This is a genomic window from Lachnotalea sp. AF33-28 (assembly GCF_003477885.1).
GTDB lineage: Bacteria > Bacillota > Clostridia > Lachnospirales > Lachnospiraceae > AF33-28.
In genome coordinates, this window is record NZ_QUEE01000011.1 from 54,421 (window position 1) to 79,541 (window position 25,121).

The 25,121-nt window shown below is 49.5% G+C and carries 20 protein-coding genes; 18 read left to right on the top strand and 2 right to left on the bottom strand.

The annotated features are described in order from the left end of the window. The first annotated feature begins 29 nt into the window (after window positions 1-29). From DWZ56_RS15565 to DWZ56_RS15600, 8 genes are all read left to right on the top strand, one after another. Window positions 30-521: a winged helix-turn-helix domain-containing protein gene (locus tag DWZ56_RS15565; RefSeq protein ID WP_330424892.1), complete on the top strand. Its 492-nt coding sequence runs from the start codon at window positions 30-32 to the stop codon at window positions 519-521. 114 nt (window positions 522-635) lie between these two features. Continuing rightward, window positions 636-977, top strand: coding sequence for a thioredoxin (gene trxA, locus DWZ56_RS15570; RefSeq protein ID WP_279220304.1), 342 nt, complete (start codon window positions 636-638; stop codon window positions 975-977). 258 nt (window positions 978-1,235) lie between these two features. Next, the gene (locus tag DWZ56_RS15575) at window positions 1,236-3,587 is read left to right on the top strand and encodes a helix-turn-helix domain-containing protein (RefSeq protein ID WP_118557532.1); all 2,352 of its coding nucleotides are present in this window, start codon (window positions 1,236-1,238) and stop codon (window positions 3,585-3,587) included. 161 nt (window positions 3,588-3,748) lie between these two features. Continuing rightward, on the top strand, window positions 3,749-5,254 hold the full coding sequence (locus DWZ56_RS15580; protein ID WP_158584620.1) for an extracellular solute-binding protein: 1,506 nt from the start codon (window positions 3,749-3,751) through the stop codon (window positions 5,252-5,254). A 462-nt stretch (window positions 5,255-5,716) separates the two neighbouring features. Further along, window positions 5,717-6,667 (top strand): ABC transporter permease, encoded by a 951-nt coding sequence (locus DWZ56_RS15585; protein ID WP_118557534.1) that lies wholly within the window; start codon window positions 5,717-5,719, stop codon window positions 6,665-6,667. Between the two features lie 13 nt (window positions 6,668-6,680). Further along, a complete protein-coding gene (locus tag DWZ56_RS15590) occupies window positions 6,681-7,586 on the top strand; it encodes a carbohydrate ABC transporter permease (protein ID WP_243095310.1) in 906 nt (301 codons plus the stop codon). Window positions 7,587-7,659: 73 nt separating this feature from the next. Further along, on the top strand, window positions 7,660-9,288 hold the full coding sequence (locus DWZ56_RS15595) for an extracellular solute-binding protein (RefSeq protein WP_118557535.1): 1,629 nt from the start codon (window positions 7,660-7,662) through the stop codon (window positions 9,286-9,288). Window positions 9,289-9,351: 63 nt separating this feature from the next. Then, window positions 9,352-10,506, top strand: a complete 1,155-nt coding sequence (locus DWZ56_RS15600; protein ID WP_199679611.1) for an oligogalacturonate lyase family protein — start codon at window positions 9,352-9,354, stop codon at window positions 10,504-10,506. Between the two features lie 44 nt (window positions 10,507-10,550). Here the strand turns inward: DWZ56_RS15600 and DWZ56_RS15605 are convergent, their stop codons facing one another. Continuing rightward, a complete protein-coding gene (locus DWZ56_RS15605) occupies window positions 10,551-11,219 on the bottom strand; it encodes a Crp/Fnr family transcriptional regulator (protein ID WP_118557599.1) in 669 nt (222 codons plus the stop codon). Between the two features lie 136 nt (window positions 11,220-11,355). On the opposite strand from DWZ56_RS15605, the gene DWZ56_RS15610 reads away from it, so the two are divergent. From DWZ56_RS15610 to DWZ56_RS15620, 3 genes are all read left to right on the top strand, one after another. Beyond that, entirely contained in the window at window positions 11,356-11,982 is a 627-nt protein-coding gene (locus DWZ56_RS15610) for an ATP-binding protein (RefSeq protein ID WP_118557536.1), read from the top strand. 192 nt (window positions 11,983-12,174) lie between these two features. After that, a complete protein-coding gene (locus tag DWZ56_RS15615) occupies window positions 12,175-14,088 on the top strand; it encodes an ATP-dependent nuclease (protein ID WP_118557537.1) in 1,914 nt (637 codons plus the stop codon). A 178-nt stretch (window positions 14,089-14,266) separates the two neighbouring features. Further along, window positions 14,267-15,655 (top strand): 2-isopropylmalate synthase, encoded by a 1,389-nt coding sequence (locus DWZ56_RS15620; protein ID WP_118557538.1) that lies wholly within the window; start codon window positions 14,267-14,269, stop codon window positions 15,653-15,655. A 49-nt stretch (window positions 15,656-15,704) separates the two neighbouring features. Here DWZ56_RS15620 and abc-f read toward each other — a convergent pair whose 3' ends face one another. Beyond that, the gene (abc-f, locus tag DWZ56_RS15625) at window positions 15,705-17,630 is read right to left on the bottom strand and encodes a ribosomal protection-like ABC-F family protein (protein WP_118557539.1); all 1,926 of its coding nucleotides are present in this window, start codon (window positions 17,628-17,630) and stop codon (window positions 15,705-15,707) included. Window positions 17,631-17,811: 181 nt separating this feature from the next. Here abc-f and DWZ56_RS15630 point away from each other — a divergent pair, with 181 nt between their 5' ends. From DWZ56_RS15630 to DWZ56_RS15660, 7 genes are all read left to right on the top strand, one after another. Continuing rightward, on the top strand, window positions 17,812-18,459 hold the full coding sequence (locus tag DWZ56_RS15630) for a redox-sensing transcriptional repressor Rex (protein ID WP_118557540.1): 648 nt from the start codon (window positions 17,812-17,814) through the stop codon (window positions 18,457-18,459). A gap of 59 nt (window positions 18,460-18,518) precedes the next feature. Continuing rightward, the gene (gene acpS / locus DWZ56_RS15635) at window positions 18,519-18,890 is read left to right on the top strand and encodes a holo-ACP synthase (RefSeq protein WP_118557541.1); all 372 of its coding nucleotides are present in this window, start codon (window positions 18,519-18,521) and stop codon (window positions 18,888-18,890) included. Beyond that, entirely contained in the window at window positions 18,887-20,392 is a 1,506-nt protein-coding gene (locus DWZ56_RS15640; RefSeq protein WP_118557542.1) for an NAD(P)H-hydrate dehydratase, read from the top strand. The genes acpS and DWZ56_RS15640 overlap by 4 nt, the downstream gene beginning before the upstream one ends. Beyond that, window positions 20,389-21,573 (top strand): alanine racemase, encoded by a 1,185-nt coding sequence (gene alr / locus DWZ56_RS15645; protein WP_118557543.1) that lies wholly within the window; start codon window positions 20,389-20,391, stop codon window positions 21,571-21,573. Before DWZ56_RS15640 ends, alr begins: the two co-directional genes overlap by 4 nt. 93 nt (window positions 21,574-21,666) lie before the next feature. Then, entirely contained in the window at window positions 21,667-22,011 is a 345-nt protein-coding gene (locus tag DWZ56_RS15650) for a type II toxin-antitoxin system PemK/MazF family toxin (RefSeq protein ID WP_118557544.1), read from the top strand. 201 nt (window positions 22,012-22,212) lie between these two features. Beyond that, window positions 22,213-23,568, top strand: a complete 1,356-nt coding sequence (locus DWZ56_RS15655; RefSeq protein ID WP_118557545.1) for a hemolysin family protein — start codon at window positions 22,213-22,215, stop codon at window positions 23,566-23,568. Between the two features lie 98 nt (window positions 23,569-23,666). Continuing rightward, on the top strand, window positions 23,667-25,046 hold the full coding sequence (locus tag DWZ56_RS15660; protein ID WP_118557546.1) for an MATE family efflux transporter: 1,380 nt from the start codon (window positions 23,667-23,669) through the stop codon (window positions 25,044-25,046). Window positions 25,047-25,121 lie beyond the last annotated feature (75 nt).

Here is a 25,121-nt window from a genome sequence, read left to right on the forward strand (position 1 = left end):
AAAGGAGGCGGAGAATTGGGATATTAGCTGTGCTGGATATATCTGAACCAGGGGATAAAATCGGAGAAAAGCTGCTGGCGTTTTTAGATGCCCGGCAGCGGCAGGAGTTAATCAAATACTTACAGAGTGAAAATATGCCAAATGGCCAATCGGCCACTGTCCTGCGTCTCCCTGCTGAAGCTTATGGGGGACAGAGAAAAGCTGGTGAGCCTTTTGCTGAGATTCAGGAAGGCGAATTATATTTTTGCCTGGAGCAGCGGCTTGTGCGTGTGGGCGGACGGGAAATGGAATTAACTGCCAAAGAATTTGATATACTTGCTCTGCTGATTAGAAATCCCAAGCGGGTATTTACATATGAACTGATTATGGAGCTGGTCTGGAATGAAGACTCTTCCTTCGTCTCCAGGAAGACGGTAAGCAACCATATAAGCAATCTACGAAAGAAGCTGAAAACTGCACCGAACGCTCCGGATTATATCAAAAGCATTGCCCGTGTTGGTTATAAATTTGAAGCGCCGTAAGATTTCGCTCCTTATGTGACTAACTCACAGACAGATAAAAAGTTACTGGTATAATAAAGACATAGAAATCCAAAAATATCAGTGACAGAAACGGTCACCGACAGAGAACATAAAATTCGTTTACAGGAGGTAAGAGAGATGGCGGCGATGAAGATAACAAACGAGAATTTTCAGAAAGAGGTATTGGAGGCGGATGTGCCCGTATTGGTAGATTTTTGGGCATCCTGGTGCGGGCCCTGTAAGATGCTCCTTCCAATCGTGGAGGAACTGGCCGGTGAGGTTAAAAATGCCAGGATCGGAAAAGTGAACGTGGATGAGCAGCCGGAGTTGGCAGAGCGTTTCCGTGTGATGACCATTCCCACGCTGATCCTGTTTAAAAACGGGCAGGTGGTCGACAGCTCGGTGGGCGTTAAACCGAAAAGCGCGATACTGAATATGATCGAAAAAGCAAACTGAATATGAAAAATACAACGCCGGTCCTTTCATTTGCTGCTGCAATGTGAAGAGGCCGGTGTTCTTCGTTTGGAGAATATGTTCAAAAAAATTGACAAAATCGGAGGATTTTATGCTACAATGTCGGTAGACATTGTAGCAGCGCTGATTTTTGTCTGCGCAGCAGACAGTTTCCGAAAAAAATCATGCGCATCCCCCGGAGGGGCATGTCAGCTTGCTGACATGATATAATGTCGCCAAAGATTACAAGTGGGGGGATTTATGAATCATCTGAAGCGATATACCAAAAAGAAATTCGAGAAAAGAATCCTCGTCTATCTGATGCTGATATCCACGATTCCGGTGCTGGTGCTGGGCATTACATCCTATTTTTCGTCCGTACGCCATGCTACAGAGCAGATGGATGCGTCTAACGACAGCGCCCTTCTGCAGACTATGCAGGGGGTGGACTCGGTGCTGGATAATATTAAGCAGTATTATGGAACCGTAGCGGATTCGGCGGAATTGCGCCCCTTGATGGAAAGCCGGACGGCCGGCGCCGGTTATGCGGCTCTTCAGTCGTTTATGGAGGTGATGGCCAGCAAGATCGACTTTATCCACTATATCAGCGGCTATAGCCTGGTAAACATAAAAAGCGGATGGATATACGGAAATCAGGGGATCTATCATGTGGATGAAGTAGAGAATCGGGAGGAACTTAAACATCTGCTTTCATCCAAGAAGGAGATGCCCACGTTCTGGCTGAACCATACATATGAAGAATGGTCATCGCCTTCTCCTTATGTGGACTTGTCCTATTTATCCCTGATTTTCCGCCTCCCTTTGATATCGGAAGAAAAATATTCCATGCTGATCATTAACATGGACCGGGGAGCCGTAGAAAAACTGTTTCAGGGCAGCGGCAGCATGGGAAATATGCTGGTACTGGATTCCAATGGGGAACTTCTGTACGCGGAAAATAGAGAAATCGGACAGGCTGCGCAGGAACAGCTTACAACCGGATATGAGCGGACACAGACAGAAAAAGGAAGCGTGTTTCGAGACCTTTTTCAATATGACGGCCATACCTACCATATGAGTGCAGTGATTTCCTCCAACAGTGAGTGGACCTATGTATCCTACTATGATGAGCGTCTGACACAAACCGGTGCCAATGAGATCCTGCTTACTGCTATAGGAATATCAGTGGCAATGCTCCTGGCGGTCTTCCTGTTTTCTCTTTTGGGCACCTATCAGATTTATAAACCGGTTAAAACTACCTTTGAAAATATACATGATTTATTTCTTCCGCAGGATACGGAGGAGGAGCACGGGGATGAGTTCGGTTACATTGAAAGGGGCATTAATCATCTGTATGCTCATAATCAGGAGCTTTCTGTTATGGTTCAGATGCAGCAGGAGCAGCTGACGGAACTGTTTACACTCAGGTTAATGAGGGGACAGATGACGCAGGAGACGCTTCAGTCCAATCTGGAACTTCTGCATATCACCCCCAGAAAATTCATGTCGGTGATTTTGCTGGCTGTTTCCAGCCATCGGGAAGGACGCAGGCTCAGTGATGCGGAACTGGATGCTCTGTATCTGGCGATTGCAAAGGGAGTTCCGGAGAAAATGTCGGAACTGCTCATTGTTGCGCCGGTGAATTATCTTCATGCACTGGTGTTTCTGACGGGAGATGACGATGAGCAGAGGCTGGAGGAAAAACAGGAAGAGGTGTACAGGGTAATGAACCAATATGTGCGCCAGACTTTTGAAAGTCCTATAAAAGCGGGTATCAGCCGCCCCTTCCGAAATCTGCTGGATTTTAGAAAAGCATACAATGAATCGGTGGAAGCGCTTAAAGTGGAGCGGCAGAGTCATGTGAGCTGGGATCTGAGCGATACAGAAGAGCGTCTGACTTATTATTCGGACGTGGCTCCGGAAGATAAAGAGTCCAATACCTATAATATCGTCATTCAGAATCAGATGAAAGATGCGGTGGATAAATGCGATGAAGCGCAGGCCTTTCAGGTGGTGGATCAGTTCCTGGCGGAGATCAGGGGAAACGGTGTCCGGCTGAATGAACAGTATTATTTTCTGCACCGCTTTTTGGTGGCTGTGCTCAATGTAGCGTCGGATGCGGGATTAAATATCAACTCACTGTATCCCGAATCGGCCAGCAATCTGTTCCGCCAGTTGGACAGCCAGTTTTCCTGGGATGATATCGCCGCATTTTACAAGGATACGCTGATTAGGCCAATGATTGCCCGTCTCAAGGACCTGCGCAAAAACAGCCGTTCCATGATACTGGAGAAAATTGAACAGCTGGTGAAGGAGCGGGATGGGGACATTACTCTGACAGAATGTGCGGATCAGATCAATTGCCATGCGAATTATATCTGGAGAATATTAAAGGACACGAGGCAGCAGACCTTCAGCGATTTCGTCGCTGAGGTCAGAATGGCCAAAGCAAAAGAGCTGCTTAAAAGAGAAGAGCTGGCTGTGGGCGATATCGCGGATATGCTAAAGTTTACCAATCCGCAGAATTTTATACGGTATTTTAAAAAGTATGCGAATATGACTCCGGGTCAGTACCGCAAGAAGATGCAGAGCGAAACAGAAAGAACAGGATAAAGGATAATAATCAATTTTCACATGGAAAATTGTGAAAAAGAGCGTGAAAACGGCGGTTTTTCCGATGATAACCGCAGGCTGTCAGATTTTGATTATTGATAATGGAAGTCCTGACGGATAAAATGTTTCTATCGTTTATGATAGGATGGGGAAGGACTGCTATGAAAAAAATGAAAGCTATACAGGCCATGCCAGCGGTAATTGCACTTTGTCTGGCGCTTTCGGGATGCAGTGCATCCAAAGAAGTGCCGGCGGATCGCTATCACCTGTCAGTAATGACCTACAGTTATACGGAAGAACCAATGAAGGGAGAGGTGGGCCAGCAGATATTGCATAAAGTGGAGGAGTATACAGGAACGGAACTGGATATCGACTGGGTGTCCAGCACTAATTATTCGCAGAAGCTTAGCACGGTGCTTACCTACAGCAAGGATATGCCGATGATTATAGCGACGGACGGAAAGAGCGCCAGTGTACTGTATGCGGCGCGTGCCGGACTTTTTTGGGATCTGACGGATCTTCTCCGGGAATATCCGAATCTGTCAAAATCAGATCCAGAGATAGACAGCAACATCATGATTGACGGAAGAATGTACGGTGTGAGCCGATGCCGGGAGCTTGGGCGCGTGGGTGTTACCTACCGGGAGGATTGGGCGGAAAGGCTGGGGCTTAAAGCGCCTGACAGCATAGAACGCCTGGAAAAGATGATACGCGCCTTTACTTTTGACGATCCCGATGGAAACGGACTGGATGATACCTATGGCATGGTGCTGTCTAAGGATACGGATCCCAGCGTGCTGGATGTGATCATGGTCTGGTTCGGTGCGCCAAACGCTTGGGGACCGGATGAAAATGGAGATCTGATTCCTTCCTTTTATACACCCGAGTATAAGAACGGTCTGAACTGGCTGCGCAGAATGTATCAGGAAGGATGCATCAATGCTGATTTCTATATCAGGGATGCGGAGCACTGGACGACAGAGCTGAAGAACGGGCGTGCCGGCGTGCTGGTCAGATATGTGGACGAAGGGAGACGTGTACAGGATTACTTTAATTATGAAGGGCTGGACTGGAAAATAAGTCTGCTTGGGGCGGTGGAGGGCTATGACGGGGTCAAACGGACTCTGGCTACCAGCGGTCATAACGGTTTTTTTGCGGTCACAAAGGCTGCCTCCACTCTTGAAGACGTGAAGCGCTGCCTGGATTTTCTGGACAAGATGAACGATCCGGATATGATGCTTTTAGCGGATAACGGGCTGGAAGGCAGGCACTATACCTTCAGCGAAGACGGTAAACTGATCCGGTCTATGGATCTTCAGCTCAATCTGGAATATAACGATTTAAATCAGCTGGAAACGTATTCCGCTTATAACAGTTCACCCAATGTAACATTAATGGAAACAGAACTGATGAAGCGGCAGATGGAGCTTTATGAGGAAAATAAGCAGTATTGTGTTAAAAACCCGGTATTGCCGTTTATACAGGACTCACCCACCTATATGAGAGATGGGGAAATGCTGGACCGCATGCTTGCAGATGCGAGAGTTCGCTATATCATCGGAGAAATCGATGAAGAAGAGCTGGAACAGCTCTGGGATACATGGAGAGAAATGGGCGGCAGCCAGTTAATCGAAGAGGTAAACGCGCTGTATAAGGTGCGCAGATAACGGTTATATGGCCGCATTGGTTGAATTATCAATCAATGCGGTTTTTTTGTTCAATAGAGTGCGCTCAGCCTGTTGAACAAAAGCGCGGGCAGGATTCCTTTTCATTCAACAGTGAATAATCAAATCCTGATTTGATGTAAAAAGCAGTGTGGAATTTGACACTTTTTCGTCGGGCTCATGTGAGAATTGATACTTTTCCTTGGAAAATGGAAGCTTTTTATACAAAAAACTCTATAAAAACGATCTTTTGAAGGGCGATATGCATAAATATATTGACAATTGATTCCAAGCGCCATCCTATGCTACCATCTCTTCAACAGCCGGACCGTGAGCGAGGATAACGCGCGGCAGCGGTCGCAGGCTTATCATCAGTCCCTGACTGGTGAAAGTTAAAAAGAGAAAGCACACTGAAGTGTGTATAGGTCATCAACCTTTGGTTGGTGATATGAAGGAGGAATCAAGATGGGAAAAGCAAAACAGCCTGCTGCAATCGCTGTTCCTAAGAAGAAACAGAGTCTGGGAAAATACTTTTCATCCCACAAATGGCTCTACTTTTTATTTGTGCCCGGAGCGCTTTACTTTATCGTTTTTAAGTACCTGCCGATGTTTGGCATTGTGATCGCGTTCCAGCAGTTCAGCCCCTATCAGGGCTTCACAGGCAGCCCCTGGGTGGGCCTGTATCATTTTAAGAATCTGTTCGCCGGCTCAGACTTTAAGATGCTTTTGGTGAACACACTGTCCATATCCGTATTGAATCTGGTTTTTTATTTCCCGGCGCCGATCATACTGGCACTGCTGCTTAATGAAATGAAATCTCAGTTTTTCAAACGGACGGCACAGACGCTGGTGTACATACCGCATTTTATTTCTTTTGTGATTGTAGCAACGCTCACCTTCCAGCTGTTTAATATCCAGGACGGTATCGTAAACCAGGTCATCCAGAAGATCACCGGGCATACCGTCAACATTTTGGGTGGACCGCAGTACTTCCGCGGCCTGATCGTGGGTCAGAGCATCTGGAAGGAAACGGGATACGGCACGATCATATTCCTGGCGGCATTGTCCGGCGTGGATACACAGCTGTATGAAGCGGCCAAGGTGGACGGCGCCGGAAGGCTTCGCCTGCTGTGGCACATCACGCTTCCGGCCATCCGCGGAACCATCGTGCTGATGTTGATTTTGAAGGTGGGCTCCATCCTCAATACCGGATACGAGCAGATTTTCCTGATGGGAAATGATCTAAACGCATCCAAAGCCGAGGTATTTGATACCTATGTGTATAAGCGCGGTATCGCTATGGGACAGTATTCCTACGCGACAGCGGTGGGTCTGTTTAAATCGGTCATAGGTATGATTATGGTGCTTTCTTCCAACTGGTTTGCTAAAAAATGCGGCGAGAGCGGCTTGTATTAGGAGGGTGGAAATTGTGATAGCTAAAACCAAAAGTACAAAAATCAAAAGGAGTGTCGGGGATCAGATCGCACAGGTTTTAATCTACCTGGTGGTCGGTGCATTTGCAATCACCACAGTTCTGCCCTTCATTTATGTGATCGCAGGTTCCTTTGCAACCGAGGCGGAGCTGACACAGCGTTCCTTTTTCCTGGTTCCGCGGGAGTTTTCTCTGAATGCGTATAAGTATATCATTAAAAACGGCGATGTGTTCAAAGGGCTGAAGAACTCTCTGATACTTACGGCCGTCGGGACTTTGGTGGATATGGTGCTTACTACTACCTTTGCCTATCCGTTAGCCAGGAAGGATTTTAAAGGCAGGACCGTTGCTCTTAATATGGTAATTGTCACCATGCTTTTCAGTGGCGGCATGATTCCCACTTACCTGCTGGTGAGCGGACTGAACCTGCTGGACAGCTTTGCGGCCCTGATCCTTCCCGGTGCGATCAGCGCATTCAACCTGGTGATTGTAAAGAACTTTTTCCAGGAGATTCCGAAAGAGCTGGAAGAGGCGGCCCGCATCGACGGCAGTAACGATCTGGGTATCTTTGTCAAGATTATTCTGCCTCTGTCCAAACCGGTGATCGCGTCCATATCCCTGTTTTACGCGGTCGGCCACTGGAATGACTATTTTAATGCAATGATCTATATTACCGATTCCAAGAAAGAAGTCGTGCAGACCGTGCTCCGCAGAATTATCTTTCTGGCAGGCGGCATCGACCTGAACGGAGAAGCCATAGACTATGGAAATCTCGGGCTTCCTCCGGAAAAAGCGGTGAAGATGGCCGCCACCGTTGTGGCCACAGTGCCGATCCTTTTAGTCTATCCGTTTGTTCAGAAGTATTTTGCGCAGGGCGTTATGGTAGGCGCAGTGAAGGGCTGATAGTAACTGCTTTTGGGCAGTCACCTATATATGCGGGTATATTCCGCAAAAATGAAAACAGGAGGGTACAAGAATGTACAAAAAGAAACTTGTAGTATGGGGTTTGGCAGCCGCTATGGCGGCAACACTTCTGGCGGGCTGCAGTAAAGACGGCAGCACTCCGACCAGCCAGGGAGCACAGACAAGCGCGGGCCAGTCCAGTCAGACGGAAGGAACTTCGGCAGGAAATGAAGCGAAAGAAAAAGCCAGAATCACGATGATGGCGATTGACTGGAACGGATCACCGCTTTCTGCGGAAGGTTCCGATGAGATCAAACAGAAGGTATCCGATTATACGAATACGATCATTGATGATGATACCTTTACCTGGGTTGCAAACGATGTTTATACGGAGAAAATGGGTCTGGCGCTGCTTAATAAAGACAACATGCCCATGATCATGACTGTGAATTCCGGAGTGAATTCCACAATCGTACAGGCCGCCAATGCCGGTGCTTTTTGGGATTTGACGGATTACCTGTTCGATGCGGAAAAGTATCCGAACCTAGCACAGGCCAATAAGGATGTATCCAAGCAGCTTACCGTAAACGGACAGCTGATCGGCATCTACCGTTCCAGACCGATCGGAAGATACGGATTCGGATACCGTCAGGACTGGGCGGAAAAACTGGGCCTGGAAGCTCCGGAAACTATGGAAGATTTGTATAACATGGCGCGTGCTTTTACCTTTGACGACCCGGACGGGGACGGGGTGGACAACACCTATGGCTTTAACTGGACAAAGGACAGCATTCCGCTGGAAATCCTGCAGGCGCAGTTTGGATGCGGCAACCAGTGGATTGAGAAGGACGGCAAACTGGTTCCTTCCCATCAGACAGATGAATATATGGAAGCTTTGAACTGGCTGAAGAGAATGTATGACGAAGGTCTGGTGTATGAGGACTGGGCGGTCCGCGAAGGCTCCACACAGGCTGATTTGGTGAAAAACGGACAGTGCGGCATGATGGCCAAAGAGCTGGATGATATCAGAAGAGTGTACGATTATTTTGAAACGAATGAGATTCCTGCGGTAACCGGTGACGGATTCGCCAAGATGGCTCTGATGGGAGCGATGAGCAAGGAAGAAGGAAGCGAGAAGACAATCCTGGCAACTTCCGGCATGAACGGCTTTTTCGCGATCACAAAGGCTGCTAAGACAGAAGAAGATCTGGAAAACTGTCTGCATTTCCTGGATAAGATGAATGACGAAGATATGCTGCTTCTGGCGGACTGGGGTCTGGAAGGCATAACCTATAAGATCGATGAAGAGGGATATATTGTCAGCACGGCTACCGGCATGGATTTAAAGAGCCTGCCCGGCAACGGACTGAATCAGACGGTAGCATATATACCCGGTGCCAGCACCACTGAAATCTGCGGGATTCCGATCAAGAATGATCCGCAGAAAGAGCTGGAAAATCAGCTCAAAGAGGATAACGTGCAGTATGCGATTTTTAACCCGGCAGCAGCTTATCTGAACAACTCCGAAACCTATGCTCTTAACGGCGCGAACATGGATGAAATCCTGAAGCAGGCCAGAACACAGTATATCTGCGGAGAGATTGATGAGGCCGGTCTTCAGGCTAAATTCAGCGAATGGGACAACGCAGGCGGCACAAAGGTAATTGAAGAGGTCAATACACAGTTTGCTGCGGATAAATAAAAAATAATTGGCCGCCGGCCATTAGGCCGGCGGCAGCAATAAATATTGAGGAGAGATGATCCAATGAGCATGATTGGCAGGGAATACCCTTCGGAAATTGTTAAATATCAGGACCCCAAGACTGGAAAAGAGATCACACAGCTTACCACAGGACACCAGAATGTACATATGTACTTCACGGATAACTCTTTTACGACCGGTGACAGAGAGATTTATTTCACCTCCACCAGGCCTTATGAGGATCAGGAAAGATCCAATTTATTTAAAATGGATCTGGAAACAGGAATCATGACTCAGCTGACCGATGAGGTAAACGGCATCGGCTCCTGCACGAAGACTCCGGACAGCGAGATTGCGGTATACGTGTTGAACAGGTGCCAGGTAGTAAAGCTGAATACCAGGACCGGACAAAAAGACATAATTTATGAAGAAATGGGTGACTATCAGATCGGCCACCCGTTCATCAGCCATGATAAGAAGTATATTGGATTTGAAAGAAACGAGAAGCAGGAACACGGGGTGGGTAAAAACTATACCGGTTTTGCGGAAACAATGTTCGGGATCAAAAAGTCCTATATCATGATCGTGGATATCGATGGAAGAGAAGCGAAGAATGTCTACTCCGATACACATTGGATCGGCCATTTCCAATTCTCACCGGATGACAGCAACATAGCGATGTTCTGCCACGAGGGCCCATGGAATCTGGTTCAGCAGAGAATCTGGATTCTGGATATTGCTGCGGGCGATGCGATTCCGTGTTACCGCCAGCAGCAGGACGACAGCATCGGCCATGAATTCTGGACCAGGGACGGGCTGATTTTCTTTGATGACCGCATGGCCGGACACGACGGAACGATCACCGTATCCAAGACCCAGGCCGTGGCAACACAAGATCAGATTAAGCCAGGACAGATCCCCTTTGTAGGCCTGGCAGACCGCACGGGCAGGCTGCTGCGCAGGATTGATATGCCGTTCTACTGCAATCACTATCATGCGAATAATGACAATAGCGTGCTGGTAGGGGATGCGGTGGAAGATCTGGTATTGATCGATCTGAAGGGGGAAAAGCCCGAGCTCACCACCCTCTGCTATCACGGAACTTCCTGGAACGGCGGATATACACACTGTCACCCTACTTACAGCTGGGGTGCGGATCAGATCCTTTATACATCAGACAAGGACGGGCTCTGCAATCTATATATAGTAAGGCCGTGAGAATCGGTACGGGCATATATTGCCCGTACCGTTTTTGTTGTGTCTTATCTGTAAAAATCCTCCTTTAAAAGAAAATAGTTTTTATCCGTTTCAAGCAGCCCTTCCCGGCGCATTTTGCTAAGTTCATTGGAGAGCGCGCTGCGGTCGACACTTAAATAATCGGCCAGCTGCTGCCTGTTAAAGGGAATGGTAAATGCGCGGCTTTTGAAGCGGGACGCCTGGTCGGAGAGATAGGACATAAGCCTCCCCCGGATGGATTTGGAGGAGGTATAAAAGATCCTGCGGGACAGCGTCAGATTCTTCTGCGCAGTCAGTGTCAGAAGATTTCGGATCAGCCTGCTGTGATGCTCACAGGCCAAAGAACAGGTCTCCAATATTCGCATGGCGTTTAAAAACAGGACTTCTGAGCATTCCGCCGCCACCGCACTGACCATCATCGGTTCGCCGGGGACGCATGCATAGGTTTCCGCGAAAGTCAGGCCCGGACCGATGCTGTCCAGTACGCTCTTATTGCCCCACAGGTCGTCGCTTTCGATCTGGACGCGTCCGAAAAGAAGCAGCCCCATATTCTGCACGGGTTCGCCGGCATGGGCTATGATCTCACCCCTGGCATAGCGTTTCTGCTTTGCGCCCAGACAGTTTAGCATGGTCTTAAGTTCCTGCGGAGGGGTACCATAAAATAAAACCGTTTCAGATAAAAAACCGTAGTCCATCTCGCTCCTTTTGCAGGCCATATAGTCCGTTTTTTCATTCTGCCTGCTATTTTGTTGTTAAAACAACATACATGCTGAAGCCATTGTATTATAATGCGGTTGTCAAGTCAAGGAGATATAGAGGGAGGAGTTCATCATGATAAGAAAAATTATTCAGATAGACGAGGATAAATGCAATGGCTGCGGTCTGTGCGCGAGCGCCTGCCACGAGGGAGCTATCGGCATGGTGGAGGGCAAGGCAAAACTGCTTAGGGACGATTACTGCGACGGACTGGGAGATTGTCTGCCGGCCTGTCCAACAGGCGCCATCTGTTTTGTGGAGCGGGAGGCGGCCGCATATGACGAGGCAGCGGTGCTGCAAAATAAGAAGAAAAAGATGCAGGCGGACGAATGCAGATCCCAGCTGCGGCAATGGCCGGTTCAGATTAAGCTTGCGCCTGTAAACGCGTCTTATTTTGACGGCGCGCATCTGTTAATCGCTGCGGACTGCACCGCATATGCATACGGAAATTTTCATAATGAGTTTATCCGGAACAGGATCACTCTGATCGGGTGCCCCAAGCTGGATGACTGCGATTATACGGAGAAGCTGACCGAAATCATCGCGGGCAATGATATTAAGAGCCTGACAGTGGTGCGTATGGAGGTCCCCTGCTGCGGCGGAATCGAACATGCGGCGGTAAACGCTTTGAAAAACAGCGGCAGATTCATTCCCTGGCAGGTGATTACCATCCGGACAGACGGCAGCATACTGGAGAGATAACGCACGTATGATTTCAGCAAAGATGTGATGGCAGTAAAAAAGAGGGCGGGGGCGTCCTCTTTTTTACTGCCTGGCCGGATGCAAATTGACAGAACGCTTCTTACGATTTATTATAAGAGAATAATATACCTATCTGTTCCGCACTCAACTGTTAAGGGGGGGCCTATGCGGATCGGCAGGGGGAGGCGTGACATGAAAATAAACGCACTGACAATCAGAAACTTTAAATCTATCCGAGAGCTCCATATCGATGATATAGACAGCGCCCTGATCGTGGTCGGCAAGAACAGCACCGGCAAGACGGCGATCCTGGATGCTGTCCTGGCCGTGGCGGGCCTTTACACGGTGAGCAGCGAGGATTTTAACCTCCAGGAGAGCAATATAGAGGTGGAGGTGCTGCTTGAAATAACGGAATCGGATCTGGCCATGCTGAACCGGCAGGGGATGATCAGCAAATATAAACGTTACGATATCTGGTTCTCCGATTTTTGTGAAAAGCTTCCTTCCTATCAGGATGGTGTGCTCTCATTTACGTTTGTTGCCAACAAAGACGGCAAAGTCCGATATTGGGACGGCGTGCGCAAAAACAATAAATACATCCCGATGGTGCTGCCGAAAATCCATTTCATCGATTACAGCAGGGACCTTCAGGAGATACAGGATGATATCTTTTTGGCAAGAAGCAGGGAATCCCTCTCTGCGCTCCGGGAGAACCGCTGCATGTTTGACCAGGCAAAGCGCTGCACGGACTGCTTTCAGTGCATCGGCGTGATTGAGAAGAAAAGCCCTGCGGATCTGACGGTATTTGAAACGACAAAGCTGTTGGAGTATAAGCTGGTGCACATGGATATGAGCGGATTTGTGGAGCGGTTGAACCAGAACTTCCAGAAAAACAGCGGCCTGGGCCATGAGCTCATGTATATGCTGCATTTCGATGTGGACCAGATATTAAAGATCGATATGGCGATGTATCACGAGGCCAGAGGCAGTGTGACATCCGTGCAGTCCATGAGCGAGGGTATCAAAAGCATTTATGTGCTGTCACTGCTGGAGACTTATATAGAAGAGGGAAACAGGATTCCGAGCATCATCATGATAGAGGATCCGGAGACCTATCTGCATCCGCAGCTTCAGAAAGCGGCCAGTGAAATCCTCTACCGCTTGTCCAGAGAGAATCAGGTGATCTTTTCCACCCATTCCCCCAATATGATCTTTAATTTCAATTCCAGACAAATCCGGCAGGTGGTGCTGGATCAAAACTATAATACGGTGGTGAGAGAGCATGCGGATATAGACCGGATACTGGATGACCTGGGCTATACGGCAGGCGATCTGTTAAACGTGAGCTTTGTATTTATTGTGGAGGGCAAGCAGGACCGGAACCGTCTGCCGCTTCTCCTGGATAAATATTATTCGGAAATCTATGATGAGAACGGCATGCTGCAGAGGATTGCAATCCTATCCACCAACAGCTGTACCAACATAAAGACCTATGCCAATCTAAAGTATATGAATAAGCTTTATATCCGCGACCAGTTTCTGATGATCCGCGACGGCGACGGCAGGGACAGAGAGGAGCTTGTGGATCAGCTGTGCGGATATTACCGGCAGAGAGAAAAAGAGGATTTGGGCAGCCTGCCCAGAGTGCGTCCGGAGAATGTGCTGGTATTAAAATACTACTCTTTTGAGAATTATTTTCTGGATCCCGAAGTGATGGCCGCTGCAGGGATACTGTCCGATCCGGAAGAATTTTATGATATTCTGTTTGAAAAGTATAACCAGTATCTCTATAAGCTGAAAAGCTTTCAGAATCTGACCCGCATGACAGGAGTGACTTTTGGCTGCAGAGAGGATCTTCGGGAGCATATGGAGCTGATCCGCATCTACGGACGGGGGCATAATCTGTTTGATATCTTTTATGGCCGCTATAAAGGAAAAGCAGAGACCGACATATTAAAGAAGTATATCGATCTGGCACCTAGAAAGACTTTCGCAGACATACTGGATTCGATTGACTCCTTTGTGTATTTCGACAGCAGGCGCAAGTGGGCCGGCGGCCGGCCGGATCGCGGCGGGCAAAGCGGGGACGGCGGCCTTAAAAACTGACTGTATTTGGCAGGAAAAACATTTGTTTTTGTACGAAACACATAAAATTTAGATTTTTTGAAAATTGTATTTGACAACGTCTATGAATTTTTATACAATAGTTCCTAATCTTTAAGGTTTTAACGTACTGCTACAGAGATGCGGCAGTACACCAGGGAAAGAATGTGGAGGATGAAAAATGCAGAACAGACCAGTAATAATGAATGACCATACGAACCTGTTGCAGTTAGAGGAACACATCTATCATCTGGATGATGTGGAGGTCCCCAACGTATACCGGAACCTGTTTCCGTATGACCAGGTGCCGAAAGTGGCTTTTAACGACCGAATTGTGCCTCATAATATGCCAAAGGAGATCTGGATCACCGATACCACATTCCGTGACGGACAGCAGTCCAGAGCGCCGTATACCGCGGAGCAGATTGTGACGATCTTTGATTATCTGCACCGTCTGGGCGGCCCTAAAGGAATTATCCGCAAGAGCGAATTTTTCTTGTATAGCAAAAAAGACCGCGATGCTGTATATAAATGCATGGAGAGGGGTTATGAGTTCCCGGAGGTTACGAGCTGGATCCGCGCCAATAAGGATGATTTCCAGCTGGTTAAGGATATCGGTATCAAGGAGACCGGCATTCTGGTCAGCTGCAGCGATTACCATATATTTTACAAGATGAAAATGACCAGGCAGCAGGCGATGTTCCACTACCTGCACATTGTCCGTGAATGCCTGGAGATCGGCGTCGCGCCCAGATGCCATCTGGAGGACATCACCAGAGCGGATATATTCGGATTCGTTATCCCGTTCTGCCTGGAGTTAATGCGTCTGCAGGAGAGATATAAGATACCGGTGTACATACGTGCCTGTGATACGATGGGCTACGGCGTGAATTTCTCCGGCGCTGTGAATCCCCGTTCCGTACAGGGCATCATCTACGGTCTCACCACCCATGCGGGTGTACCGGGCGAGCAGCTGGAGTGGCACGGACATAACGATTTTTACAAGGCGGTCACCAATTCCACCACCGCGTGGCTGTACGGTTGCTGCGGCGTGAACTGTTCTCTCTTTGGTATTGGCGAGAGAACCGGCAATACTCCTCTGGAAGCGATGGTGTTCGAATACGCGCAGATCAAGGGAACGCTGGACGGCATGGACACTACGGTGATCACGGAACTGGCGGATTATTACGAGAAGGAACTGGGCGAGCATATTCCGGACAGAACGCCGTTTGTGGGTAAGAATTTCAACGTGACCAGAGCGGGAATCCATGCGGACGGCCTGCTGAAAAATGAAGAGATCTACAATATCTTCGATACGGAGAAATTCCTGAACCGTCCGGTGAGAGTTGCTGTATCCAACACCTCCGGCCTGGCGGGCATCGCTCACTGGATCAATTCGTATTACCGGTTAAAGGACGACAAAAAGGTGAATAAAAATTCCAAGCTGGTGACGGAAGTGAAGTCCTGGGTGGATAAGGAATATGAAGACGGCAGAGTGACTGTGATCTCGGATGATGAGCTGGAAAATGAGATTAAAAAAGTCTGTGAAGAGTTGAAAATTACGTTATAGATGTGAATGTGACAGGGAGCGTCTGCTAACAAGCAGACGCTCCCTGTTTTCATTCCGCCAGGGCTTCCCATCTCTCATAGAGCACTTCCAGCCGGGCGGCAATTTCTGTTTTTTCATTGTTTAACTCCAAAAGCCGTGATACATTGGTGAAAACCTCTTCTTCGGTGAGTAGAGAATCAATCTCGCCGTCTCGTGCTTCCAGCTTTTGTATCTCATCCTCGGTTTTCTTTAGATCGTTCTGGCGCTTGCGTTCCTTCGCCTGAGCCTCCTTCATGGCTTTCCAGTCGGCCTTCGCTCCCTCATCGGCGGATGTGCCTGCGGCAGCGCTGCTTTTGTCCAAAGAAGCGGCCGGAGCGTAGATCGCGGTCAGTTCCTCTTTCTTTTCCAGATAATAGTCATAATTGCCGATGTAATTGACAAAGGTGCTGCCGGTCAGCTCCAGAATCCTGGTGGCTGTCTGGTTGATGAAGTAACGGTCATGGGACACATAGAGGACCGTGCCGGTATAGGAGCAGAGCGCGTGCTCCAGGATTTCTTTGGATACGATATCCAGATGGTTGGTGGGCTCATCCAGTATCAGCAGATTGGCCTTGGAGAGCATCAGCTTGGCTAAGGATACGCGGCCCCGTTCCCCGCCGCTTAGATCCCCGATCCGCTTAAATACGTCGTCGCCGGTGAATAAAAACGCCGCCAGCACATTCCGGATCTGGGTATTGTTCAGGTCAGGATAGGTATCATGGAGCTCGTCAAATACGGTCTTTTCCATATGAAGCACCTGGTGCTCCTGGTCATAATAACCGATGTGCACCTTGGAACCGACGGTGATCTCTCCGGAATCGGCAAAGAGCATGCCGGTGATGATCTTTAGAAGCGTGGTTTTGCCGGTGCCGTTGTTGCCGATGACCGCCAGGCGTTCCCCGCGCTTCAGCTCAAAATCCACATCGGAAAACAGGCGCTGGCTGCCGAAGGCTTTGCTTAGGCCCGTGACTGTCAGCACATCATTTCCGCTGACCACCTGGGGCTCCAGGCGGATGTCCATGGCTGTTTTGACTTCATGGGGTTTATCCATTACATCGATCTTGGCCAGCATCTTTTCACGGCTCTCCGCCCGTTTGATGGACTTCTCCCGGTTAAAAGAACGCAGCTTGGCGATGACCTCTTCCTGATGCCGGATTTCCTGCTGCTGGTTCAGATAGGCCTTCATCTGAATATCCCTAAGCTGCGCTTTTTTTTCCGCGTATGCTGAATAATTTCCCGTGAAAGTGGTCACATTGCCCTGGTCGATTTCGATCACCTTTGTCACGACACGGTTCAGGAAATACCTGTCATGGGCTACGATCACCACGCTGCCCGGATAGTTGATCAGAAAGGTCTCCAGCCAGGCGATGGAATTTAAGTCCAGATGGTTAGTGGGCTCATCAAGAAAAATGATGTCGGGCTTTGCAAGGAGCAGCTTGCCCAGCGACACGCGGGTTTTCTGGCCTCCGGAGAGGGTGGATATCCTTTTGCCGAATTCCTCTTCGGCAAAGCCAAGCCCTTTTAAGACGCCGGTTACCTCGCTTTCATAGGCATATCCGTTATTTAACTCAAACTCATGATTTAGGCGGGCATAGCTTCCCATCAGATCTTCCAGCTTCTGCCCTTGGGCTGTTTTCATGTCCTGTTCGATCTGGCGGATGCGCTTTTCCATATCGATGATATCCTGTTTCACCGACAGCATGGCCTCATAGATGGTATGCTCGTCAGTGAGGTCCTGATGCTGCGCCAGGTAGCCGGTGGTGATACCCTTCGCAAAAATGATCTCACCGCCGTCCGCGGGTTCTTCCCCCATGATGATTTTCAGCAGCGTGGATTTGCCGGCCCCGTTAACGCCGACAATCGCCGCTTTTTCTCTTTCTTCAATATGAAAGGAACCGTCCCGGATAATTTCGTCGGTCCCAAATGCTTTTTGAATATGATTGCATGCAAGTATCATTGCTTTTTCTCCTGGTAATGCGTGAATGTATAAACTGTCCCTGATCTCTCAGGAGATTATAATATATCCCACCGGGTATTGCAAGCGCAGTTGGGCAGATATTATTGACATAAAATTGACAAATGATATAATATAGAAGGTGAAACGCAAGCAAATACATAGAACAGGGGGAAGGCGAGGTTTGGAGAACAGAGGAATATCCACCGCGGTTATCAGAAGACTCCCGAGATACTACCGCTATTTGGATGAGCTGATTGAAAATGGGGTGGAGCGCATTTCATCCAATGAGCTTAGCAAGAGGATGAACGTGACGGCTTCCCAGATACGTCAGGATTTAAATAATTTCGGCGGTTTTGGACAGCAGGGTTATGGATATAATGTAGAATATCTTTATCAGGAAATCGGAAAGATCCTCGGTGTGGACAAGCAGAACAAGATGATCATCATCGGAGGGGGCAACTTAGGACAGGCGCTGGCCAACTACGGCAACTTTGAAAAACGGGGATTTATTACGGTGGGCATTTTCGACCGCAATCCGGCGCTGGTCGGACAGCTTGTGCGCGGAATCGAGATACTGCCTATGAGTGAATTAAAGCGATTTTTGGAGGAGAACGAGGTGCAGATCGCAGCGCTTGCTATCCCCAAGACAGAGGCGCCCAAGGTGGCGGAGATGCTGGTGGACTATAATATTAAGGCGATCTGGAATTTCGCCCATACGGATCTGCGTCTGCCCAAAGATGTGGTGGTGGAAAATGTGCATCTGTCGGAGAGCCTGATGCAGCTGTCCTACCGGATGACAAATATGCAGAAGCATCCCGGTACCCCGTAAAACGGACGTAATCGGACTTTGCGGTATGTGGGCGGGGATCGGATAAGAGGGCAGCAGGCATGGTTTATGGAATTGGGATAGATATGATTGAAGTGGAGCGTGTGGAAAAGGCCTGCAGGAATGGGGCTTTTTTCACACGCTTTTATACAGAAGAGGAACAAGTGCGTTTTGGCGGCAGGACGGTGCAGCTGGCCGGTAATTTCGCGGTGAAGGAAGCTGTGGCAAAGGTATTCGGCACCGGATTTTCAGGATTTTCACCGTCCGAGATCGAGGTGCTTCGGGATGAAAGAGGAAAGCCATATGTGAAGCTGTACGGCAGGGCCAGAAAACTGTGCACCGATCTGGGTATTGACCGTATCACGGTTTCTATCACAAATACAAAGGACTGCGCCGCGGCCGTGGCCATCGGGGAGAAAGAGGTGGAAAGATGAAATATCTGGTAAATGCGAGAGAGATGAAAGCCATCGACAGCAGTTCGATAGATAAGATCGGGATTCCTTCCGCAGTATTGATGGAGCGCGCAGCGCTGTCTGTAGCGGAGGAAGTGGATCAGGCCTGCGGGAGGTCCGCCAGGGTGCTGGTGATAAGCGGAGTGGGAAACAATGGGGCGGACGGCATCGCGGCCGCCAGGATCTTGAGCCAGATGGGACATGCTGTGAGGCTTGCCATATTAGGCTCGGAGGAGAGGGCTACCGATGAGTGGCTGCTTCAGTACAATATCGCTTCCAATCTGGACCTGTATATCTGTCACCAATCGCAGATTTTGGAATATATTAACAGGAGAGAGTATGATGTGATTGTGGATGCTCTCTTTGGAATTGGACTGGTCCGCGAAGTGGTAGGGGAGTACGCCGAGTGTATTGATGCGGTGAACCGTCAGAACGTGTGTGTGGTTGCCGTGGATATTCCCAGCGGCCTCTCGGCGGACAGCGGTGCCGTGCTGGGGGCAGCGGTAAGGGCGGATATTACCGTGACCTTCGGAAGCTGCAAGCTGGGGATGGTGCTGCTTCACGGACCGGAATACTGCGGTAAAATTGTGGTAAAGGACATCGGATTTCCGGATAAAGCATATGATATGGTGAGGCCGGGAGCATTTACGTATGAAAAAGAGGACTTAAAGTCACTGCCCGTCCGTCCGGCGTATTCCAATAAAGGGACATTTGGCAGGGTGCTGGTGATTGCCGGATCTAAAAACATGAGCGGGGCGGCCTATTTCTCCGCACTGGCAGCCTACCGCATGGGCGCTGGGCTGGTGAGGATACTGACGGTGGAGGAGAACCGGGAAATCCTGCAGAGCATACTTCCGGAAGCGGTTTTAACGACCTACCGTGCGGATGAGTTCACTGTGGAGGCCATCAGGGAAGCGTGCGCCTGGGCCACGGTAATCGTCGTAGGTCCCGGATTGGGGACAGACGACTATGTGCGAAGCATGCTCAATTACATATTTCAGTATACGGAGGTTCCTTGCGTCATCGATGCGGACGCGCTGAATGTGATCGCCCGTTATCCTTCTATGCTGGAGGTGCTGACAGAGCGCTGTATACTGACACCCCACCCGGGGGAGATGGCGAGACTGACGGGTAAAGACATACGTTCCATTACGGCGGATCTGCCGGGATGCGTGCGGGAATTTGTGAAAGCCTGGGGATGCGTATGTGTGCTGAAGGATGCAAGGACGGTGGTGGGCCGGCCGGAGGGCGTTTTCTATATCAATATGGCCGGCAACAGCGGTATGGCCACCGGAGGGAGCGGAGATGTACTGACCGGCGTGATCGCGGGGCTTCTTGCGCAGGGAATGCCGGAATTTTCTGCGGCATCCATGGGCGTGTTCCTGCACAGCCTTGCCGGTGATCTGGCGGCGGAAAGACTTGGAGAGAGGGCAGTGATGGCATCGTCCATAATTGACGCGCTGCCGGAGGTGACGAGAGGATGAAGAACTATGAGAGAGTCGTCGCAGAAGTTGATCTTGATGCGGTGATTCATAATCTGCGGGCAATGCAGGAGCATGTGGGGGAAGACGTGATGATGTGCGCGGTGGTGAAAGCGGACGCATACGGCCATGGCGCGGTTCCTGTCGCTAAGGCGGTGCGGAAAATCGCATCCTGGTTTGCCACTGCTACCGTGGAGGAAGCGATGAACCTGCGCCATAACGGCATTACGGAGCCGATACTGATCCTCGGTTTTGTTCCGGAGGAATCTTATGAAGTCCTGGCACAATATGAGCTGCGTCCGAATGTATATGAACCGGGGGTTGCCGTAAAGATGTCCGGGGCCGCCCTTAAGGCGCATAAAAGCATCAAGGTACATATTAAACTGGACACGGGCATGAACCGTCTGGGCTTTCAGATCAGCGATCATACAGCGGAACAGATTATCGGAATCAGCCGTTTGCCAGGCATAGAGGTGGAAGGAATATTCACCCATTTCACAGCTTCGGATGAAGCGGATAAGAGCAGGGCCAAAAAACAGCTGAAGCTCTACGGTGAGGTTGTAAAACAGCTGGAGTATGCCGGCTTGCAGATACCGATCAAGCATTGCTGCAACAGCGCCGGTATCATCGATATCGCGGATGCCGGTAAGAATATGGTGCGGGCCGGCATTGCGGCGTATGGCCTTTACCCTTCTGATGAGGTTTGCCGCAGTCAGGTAAAGCTTTCCCCGGCTCTGTCACTGAAGAGCCGTATCGTCTATCTGAAGGATGTGCCTGCGGGTGAGGGGATCAGCTACGGTTCCACTTATGTAACGTCGCATCAGGAACGGATCGCCACGGTCCCGGTGGGCTATGGGGACGGATATCCCCGCGCGCTGTCCAATCTGGGGCATGTGCTGATACATGGCAGAAAGGCGCCGATCCGTGGGCGCATCTGCATGGATCAGTTCATGGTGGATGTATCGGACATACCGCAGGCGGCTGTGGGGGATACTGTGACGCTGATCGGAAAAGATGACGGAGAGAGCATCACAGTGGAAGATCTGACGGAGCCGGCCGGGCTGTTTCATTATGAGTTTTTATGCGACTTGGGTAAAAGGATTCCGCGCAGGTATTGGATGAATGGAGAGATTGTGTGTGAAAAGGATTATTTCATCGAGGATTATCCGGGAATGACAATATAAATCTGTTTTCTGCACTTTCCGGTATACACCAGCCAAACTCTGGAAATACTATCAGAGGTAACAGATAAAGATAGTAAATGGAGTGTGATTGGTTTGGTAATAAGAAGAGGAGATGTATACTATGCGGATCTGCGTCCGGTGATCGGATCGGAACAGGGAGGCATCCGCCCGGTATTAATTATACAAAATGATGTGGGCAACAGACACAGCCCTACCGTGATCTGTGCGGCGATCACATCTAAGATGAATAAGGCGAAGCTGCCGACCCATGTGGAATTAAATACTTTTCAGTGCGATATGGTCAGAGATTCCGTGATCCTTTTGGAGCAGCTGCGGACAATCGATAAAAAGAGACTGAAAGAAAAAATCTGTCATATTGACGGAGAACTGTTGAATAAAGTGGACCGAGCCCTTTTAATCAGCCTGGACCTAGAGTAAGCGGATACATAACAGCTTTAAAAGGCGGGGAACGGTAAAGCAGACGTCATAGAAGGGCATGACGTCTCTTTTCTTTTACAGTATCGCGGGATTCGTATCCGCATACCTCTTCTGCTGTTGACGAACCAGGAAGTAAATGGTATATTAATTAAGATTGTATATGCTTACAATTACTATAATAAAAAAGGAGAACAATTATTTATGGATGGCTATTCGCCGTGGAGTCTGGCCGCTTTTGTAGGTTTGATACTGATTGCTGCCATATATTACGGATTTGAGACTGCTCTGGACAACATCAATGAGTCCGCGCTGGAAAAGAAAGCGGAGGAGGGAGATCAGAAGTCCGTAAAGCTGCTACATATTCTGGACAAGCCGGAGCGCTTCTCCAACACCAGGGAGAGTGCGGTAGCGATACTGGGCGTGGCAATCGGTGCTTATGTGCTGGGCAGCGGATACCGTTTTCTTACCCGACTGATTGCGGTGCAGGGGACGGATATAGAGAACGGGTCGGTAATAGCGGTGCTGGTCACCTTTTGCGTGGCGCTTGTACTGTTGATTTTGTATCTGGTATTTGGAGTGCTGATTCCCAAGACCCTTGCGGGAAGGCATCCGGAAGCATGGGCTTACCGCCTGTATCGGTGGGTGAGCTGTTCCATGGTGATTTTATGGCCGCTTACGGCGCTGACAACGGGCATCAGCCATCTGATCCTGCGCCTGTTTGGCGTTGATCCTTTCGCGGATCCGGACAATGTCACGGAGGAAGAGATCATGTCCATGGTCAATGAGGGCCATGAGCAGGGAGTGCTGGAAGCCAATGAGGCGGAGATGATCACAAAGATTTTCGAGTTTGGCGATAAAGAGGCAGGGGACATCATGACCCACCGGACCGCGATCATAGGCGTGGATCAGAGTCTCACGCTGGAAGAAGCGGTGGAATTTATGCTGCAGCAGAATTATTCAAGATTCCCTGTCTACAGCAAGGATATAGATGATGTGACCGGCGTTCTTTACTTAAAGGATGCGGTGATCTGCCGGGAGAGCATGGATGCGGACAATGTGCCGATCGATCGGATTGACGGCTTGATCAGGGAAGCACATTTTATTCCGGAAACGCGCAATATAGATACGATTTTTCAGGATATGCGGGTGAAAAAAATCCATCTGGCCATAGTTGTGGACGAATACGGACAGACAGCCGGACTGATTACCCTGGAGGATATACTGGAGGAGATCGTAGGCAATATCTTTGATGAATATGATGAGGAAGAATCCGTCATCCAGAAGATGGAGGACGGGGTTTATCTGATAGACGGCCTGGCTCCGCTGGAAGAGGTGGGGGAATCGCTGGGGATCGAATTTGATGAGGAGGATTTTGATACGCTCAACGGGTTCCTTATATCCAGCCTGGACCGTATACCCAAGGACGGCGAGCAGCCTGTTGTGGATTTCGGCGGTTATGAGTTTGAAGTGCTTAGCGTGGAAAACAAGATGATACACACTGTCCGGGTCTGTAAAAAGGCGGAGGACGTGGAAACGGAAACACAGGATGGGGAGTGAGATCTCCAAACTGCAGGAACAGACCTCTTGGGACTGAAAGCTTAAGGGGTCTGTTTTAGGTTTAACAGGGTAGTATACAGTTAGAAATGAGGAGTATTATGTACAAGTTATTGGAGAAAATCCGGTCACCCTTCTGCGACCGGGTGTTTTTGCGTAAGGCAGTGGTAATTGCGCTGCCGGTGGCGCTGCAGGGCTTTTTAAACACGGTGGTCAATCTGGTGGACACCGTAATGATCGGTACGCTGGGCGAGTCAACCATATCGGCGGTCGGACTTGCAAACAAGGTCTTTTTTGTATTTTCACTGCTTGTCTTTGGCTGCTGCAGCGGCGTGGGCGTGCTGGCTTCCCAGTTCTGGGGCAACCGTGACACAAAAAACATTAAAAAGGTTATGGGTCTGGCTCTGCTGATCGGCCTGGTCTCTTCCGCTTTTTTTGTGATACCGAGCCTGCTGTGCCCGGATCTTGTGATGAACATTTTTACGAATTCGGAAGGCACGATCGCAATCGGTGCCAAATACCTGGTCATTGCGGCATTAAGCTATCCGTTTACGGCTGTCAGCAATGTGCTGGTAGCGATGCTGCGTTCTGTGGGTAAAGCGAAGATTCCAGTCGCAACCAGCCTTTTGACCATTCTGATCAATGTGGTGCTCAATTATATCCTGATTTTCGGTAAATTCGGTGCGCCTGCGCTGGGGGCGGAAGGCGCGGCACTCGCCACGCTGGTCGCCAGAATCTGTGAGATGCTGATCCTGATTGTGATCATCTACCTTAGAAAGATGGTGATTGCGGCGAAACCGAAAGAATTGTTCGGCTACAGCAAAAAACTGCTGGTTGAATTTTTCCGGACAGCAGCGCCTGTAATCGCCAATGAATTTATGTGGGGCCTTGGCGTTACGATCTATTCCGTAGCCTATGGCCGCATGGGAGACGGAGCGGTGGCCGCGATTACCGTGGCCCAGACGCTTCAGGATCTTGTTCTGGTGCTGTTTCAGGGCTTAAGCGCTGCCACAGCTATTGTGCTGGGCAATGAGATGGGAGCGGGGCGCCTGGAACTGGCAAAAGAGGATGCGGGCAAGTTTTTATGGCTGCAGTTTGTGATCAGCATATTTGCCGGTATCTTCCTCTATCTGATGCGCTGGCAGTTTATCGGCATCTATTCGCTGACTCCGGAGGTGGCCCAGGCCGTGAACCTCTGCATTATTGTGTTCATCCTTTATCTGCCGGCGAAGTCTTATAATTATATCAACATCGTGGGTGTGTTAAGAAGCGGCGGGGATACCACGGTCTGCCTGATCCTGGACACTGCCGGCGTATGGCTGATCGGTGTGCCTTTCGCCTTTTTGGGCGCGCTGGTATTTCATTTCCCGATACATATTGTGTATGCGATGGTATTATTTGAAGAGGCGGTTAAGATGGTGGGCGGCTTCTGGCGTTACCGCAGCGGCAAGTGGGTGAATAATCTGGCCATAAAGGTTTGAAAAAGTTCATGGCTGCCGTAAAATTCCCGCACATGTCGGGGCAGTATATGGTCCTCATTGGGACACGCTCTCGCT

Coding starts and splice junctions, on each gene's coding strand:
- DWZ56_RS15660 (WP_118557546.1), top strand. CDS start 23,667: ATGTACAAGTTATTGGAGAAAATCCGGTCACCCTTCTGCGACCGGGTG.
- DWZ56_RS15585 (WP_118557534.1), top strand. CDS start 5,717: ATGGGAAAAGCAAAACAGCCTGCTGCAATCGCTGTTCCTAAGAAGAAA.
- DWZ56_RS15600 (WP_199679611.1), top strand. CDS start 9,352: ATGAGCATGATTGGCAGGGAATACCCTTCGGAAATTGTTAAATATCAG.
- alr (WP_118557543.1), top strand. CDS start 20,389: ATGAAGAACTATGAGAGAGTCGTCGCAGAAGTTGATCTTGATGCGGTG.
- DWZ56_RS15575 (WP_118557532.1), top strand. CDS start 1,236: ATGAATCATCTGAAGCGATATACCAAAAAGAAATTCGAGAAAAGAATC.
- DWZ56_RS15655 (WP_118557545.1), top strand. CDS start 22,213: ATGGATGGCTATTCGCCGTGGAGTCTGGCCGCTTTTGTAGGTTTGATA.
- acpS (WP_118557541.1), top strand. CDS start 18,519: ATGGTTTATGGAATTGGGATAGATATGATTGAAGTGGAGCGTGTGGAA.
- DWZ56_RS15620 (WP_118557538.1), top strand. CDS start 14,267: ATGCAGAACAGACCAGTAATAATGAATGACCATACGAACCTGTTGCAG.
- DWZ56_RS15640 (WP_118557542.1), top strand. CDS start 18,887: ATGAAATATCTGGTAAATGCGAGAGAGATGAAAGCCATCGACAGCAGT.
- DWZ56_RS15580 (WP_158584620.1), top strand. CDS start 3,749: ATGAAAAAAATGAAAGCTATACAGGCCATGCCAGCGGTAATTGCACTT.
- abc-f (WP_118557539.1), bottom strand. CDS start 17,630: ATGATACTTGCATGCAATCATATTCAAAAAGCATTTGGGACCGACGAA.
- DWZ56_RS15605 (WP_118557599.1), bottom strand. CDS start 11,219: ATGGACTACGGTTTTTTATCTGAAACGGTTTTATTTTATGGTACCCCT.
- DWZ56_RS15610 (WP_118557536.1), top strand. CDS start 11,356: ATGATAAGAAAAATTATTCAGATAGACGAGGATAAATGCAATGGCTGC.
- DWZ56_RS15595 (WP_118557535.1), top strand. CDS start 7,660: ATGTACAAAAAGAAACTTGTAGTATGGGGTTTGGCAGCCGCTATGGCG.
- DWZ56_RS15615 (WP_118557537.1), top strand. CDS start 12,175: ATGAAAATAAACGCACTGACAATCAGAAACTTTAAATCTATCCGAGAG.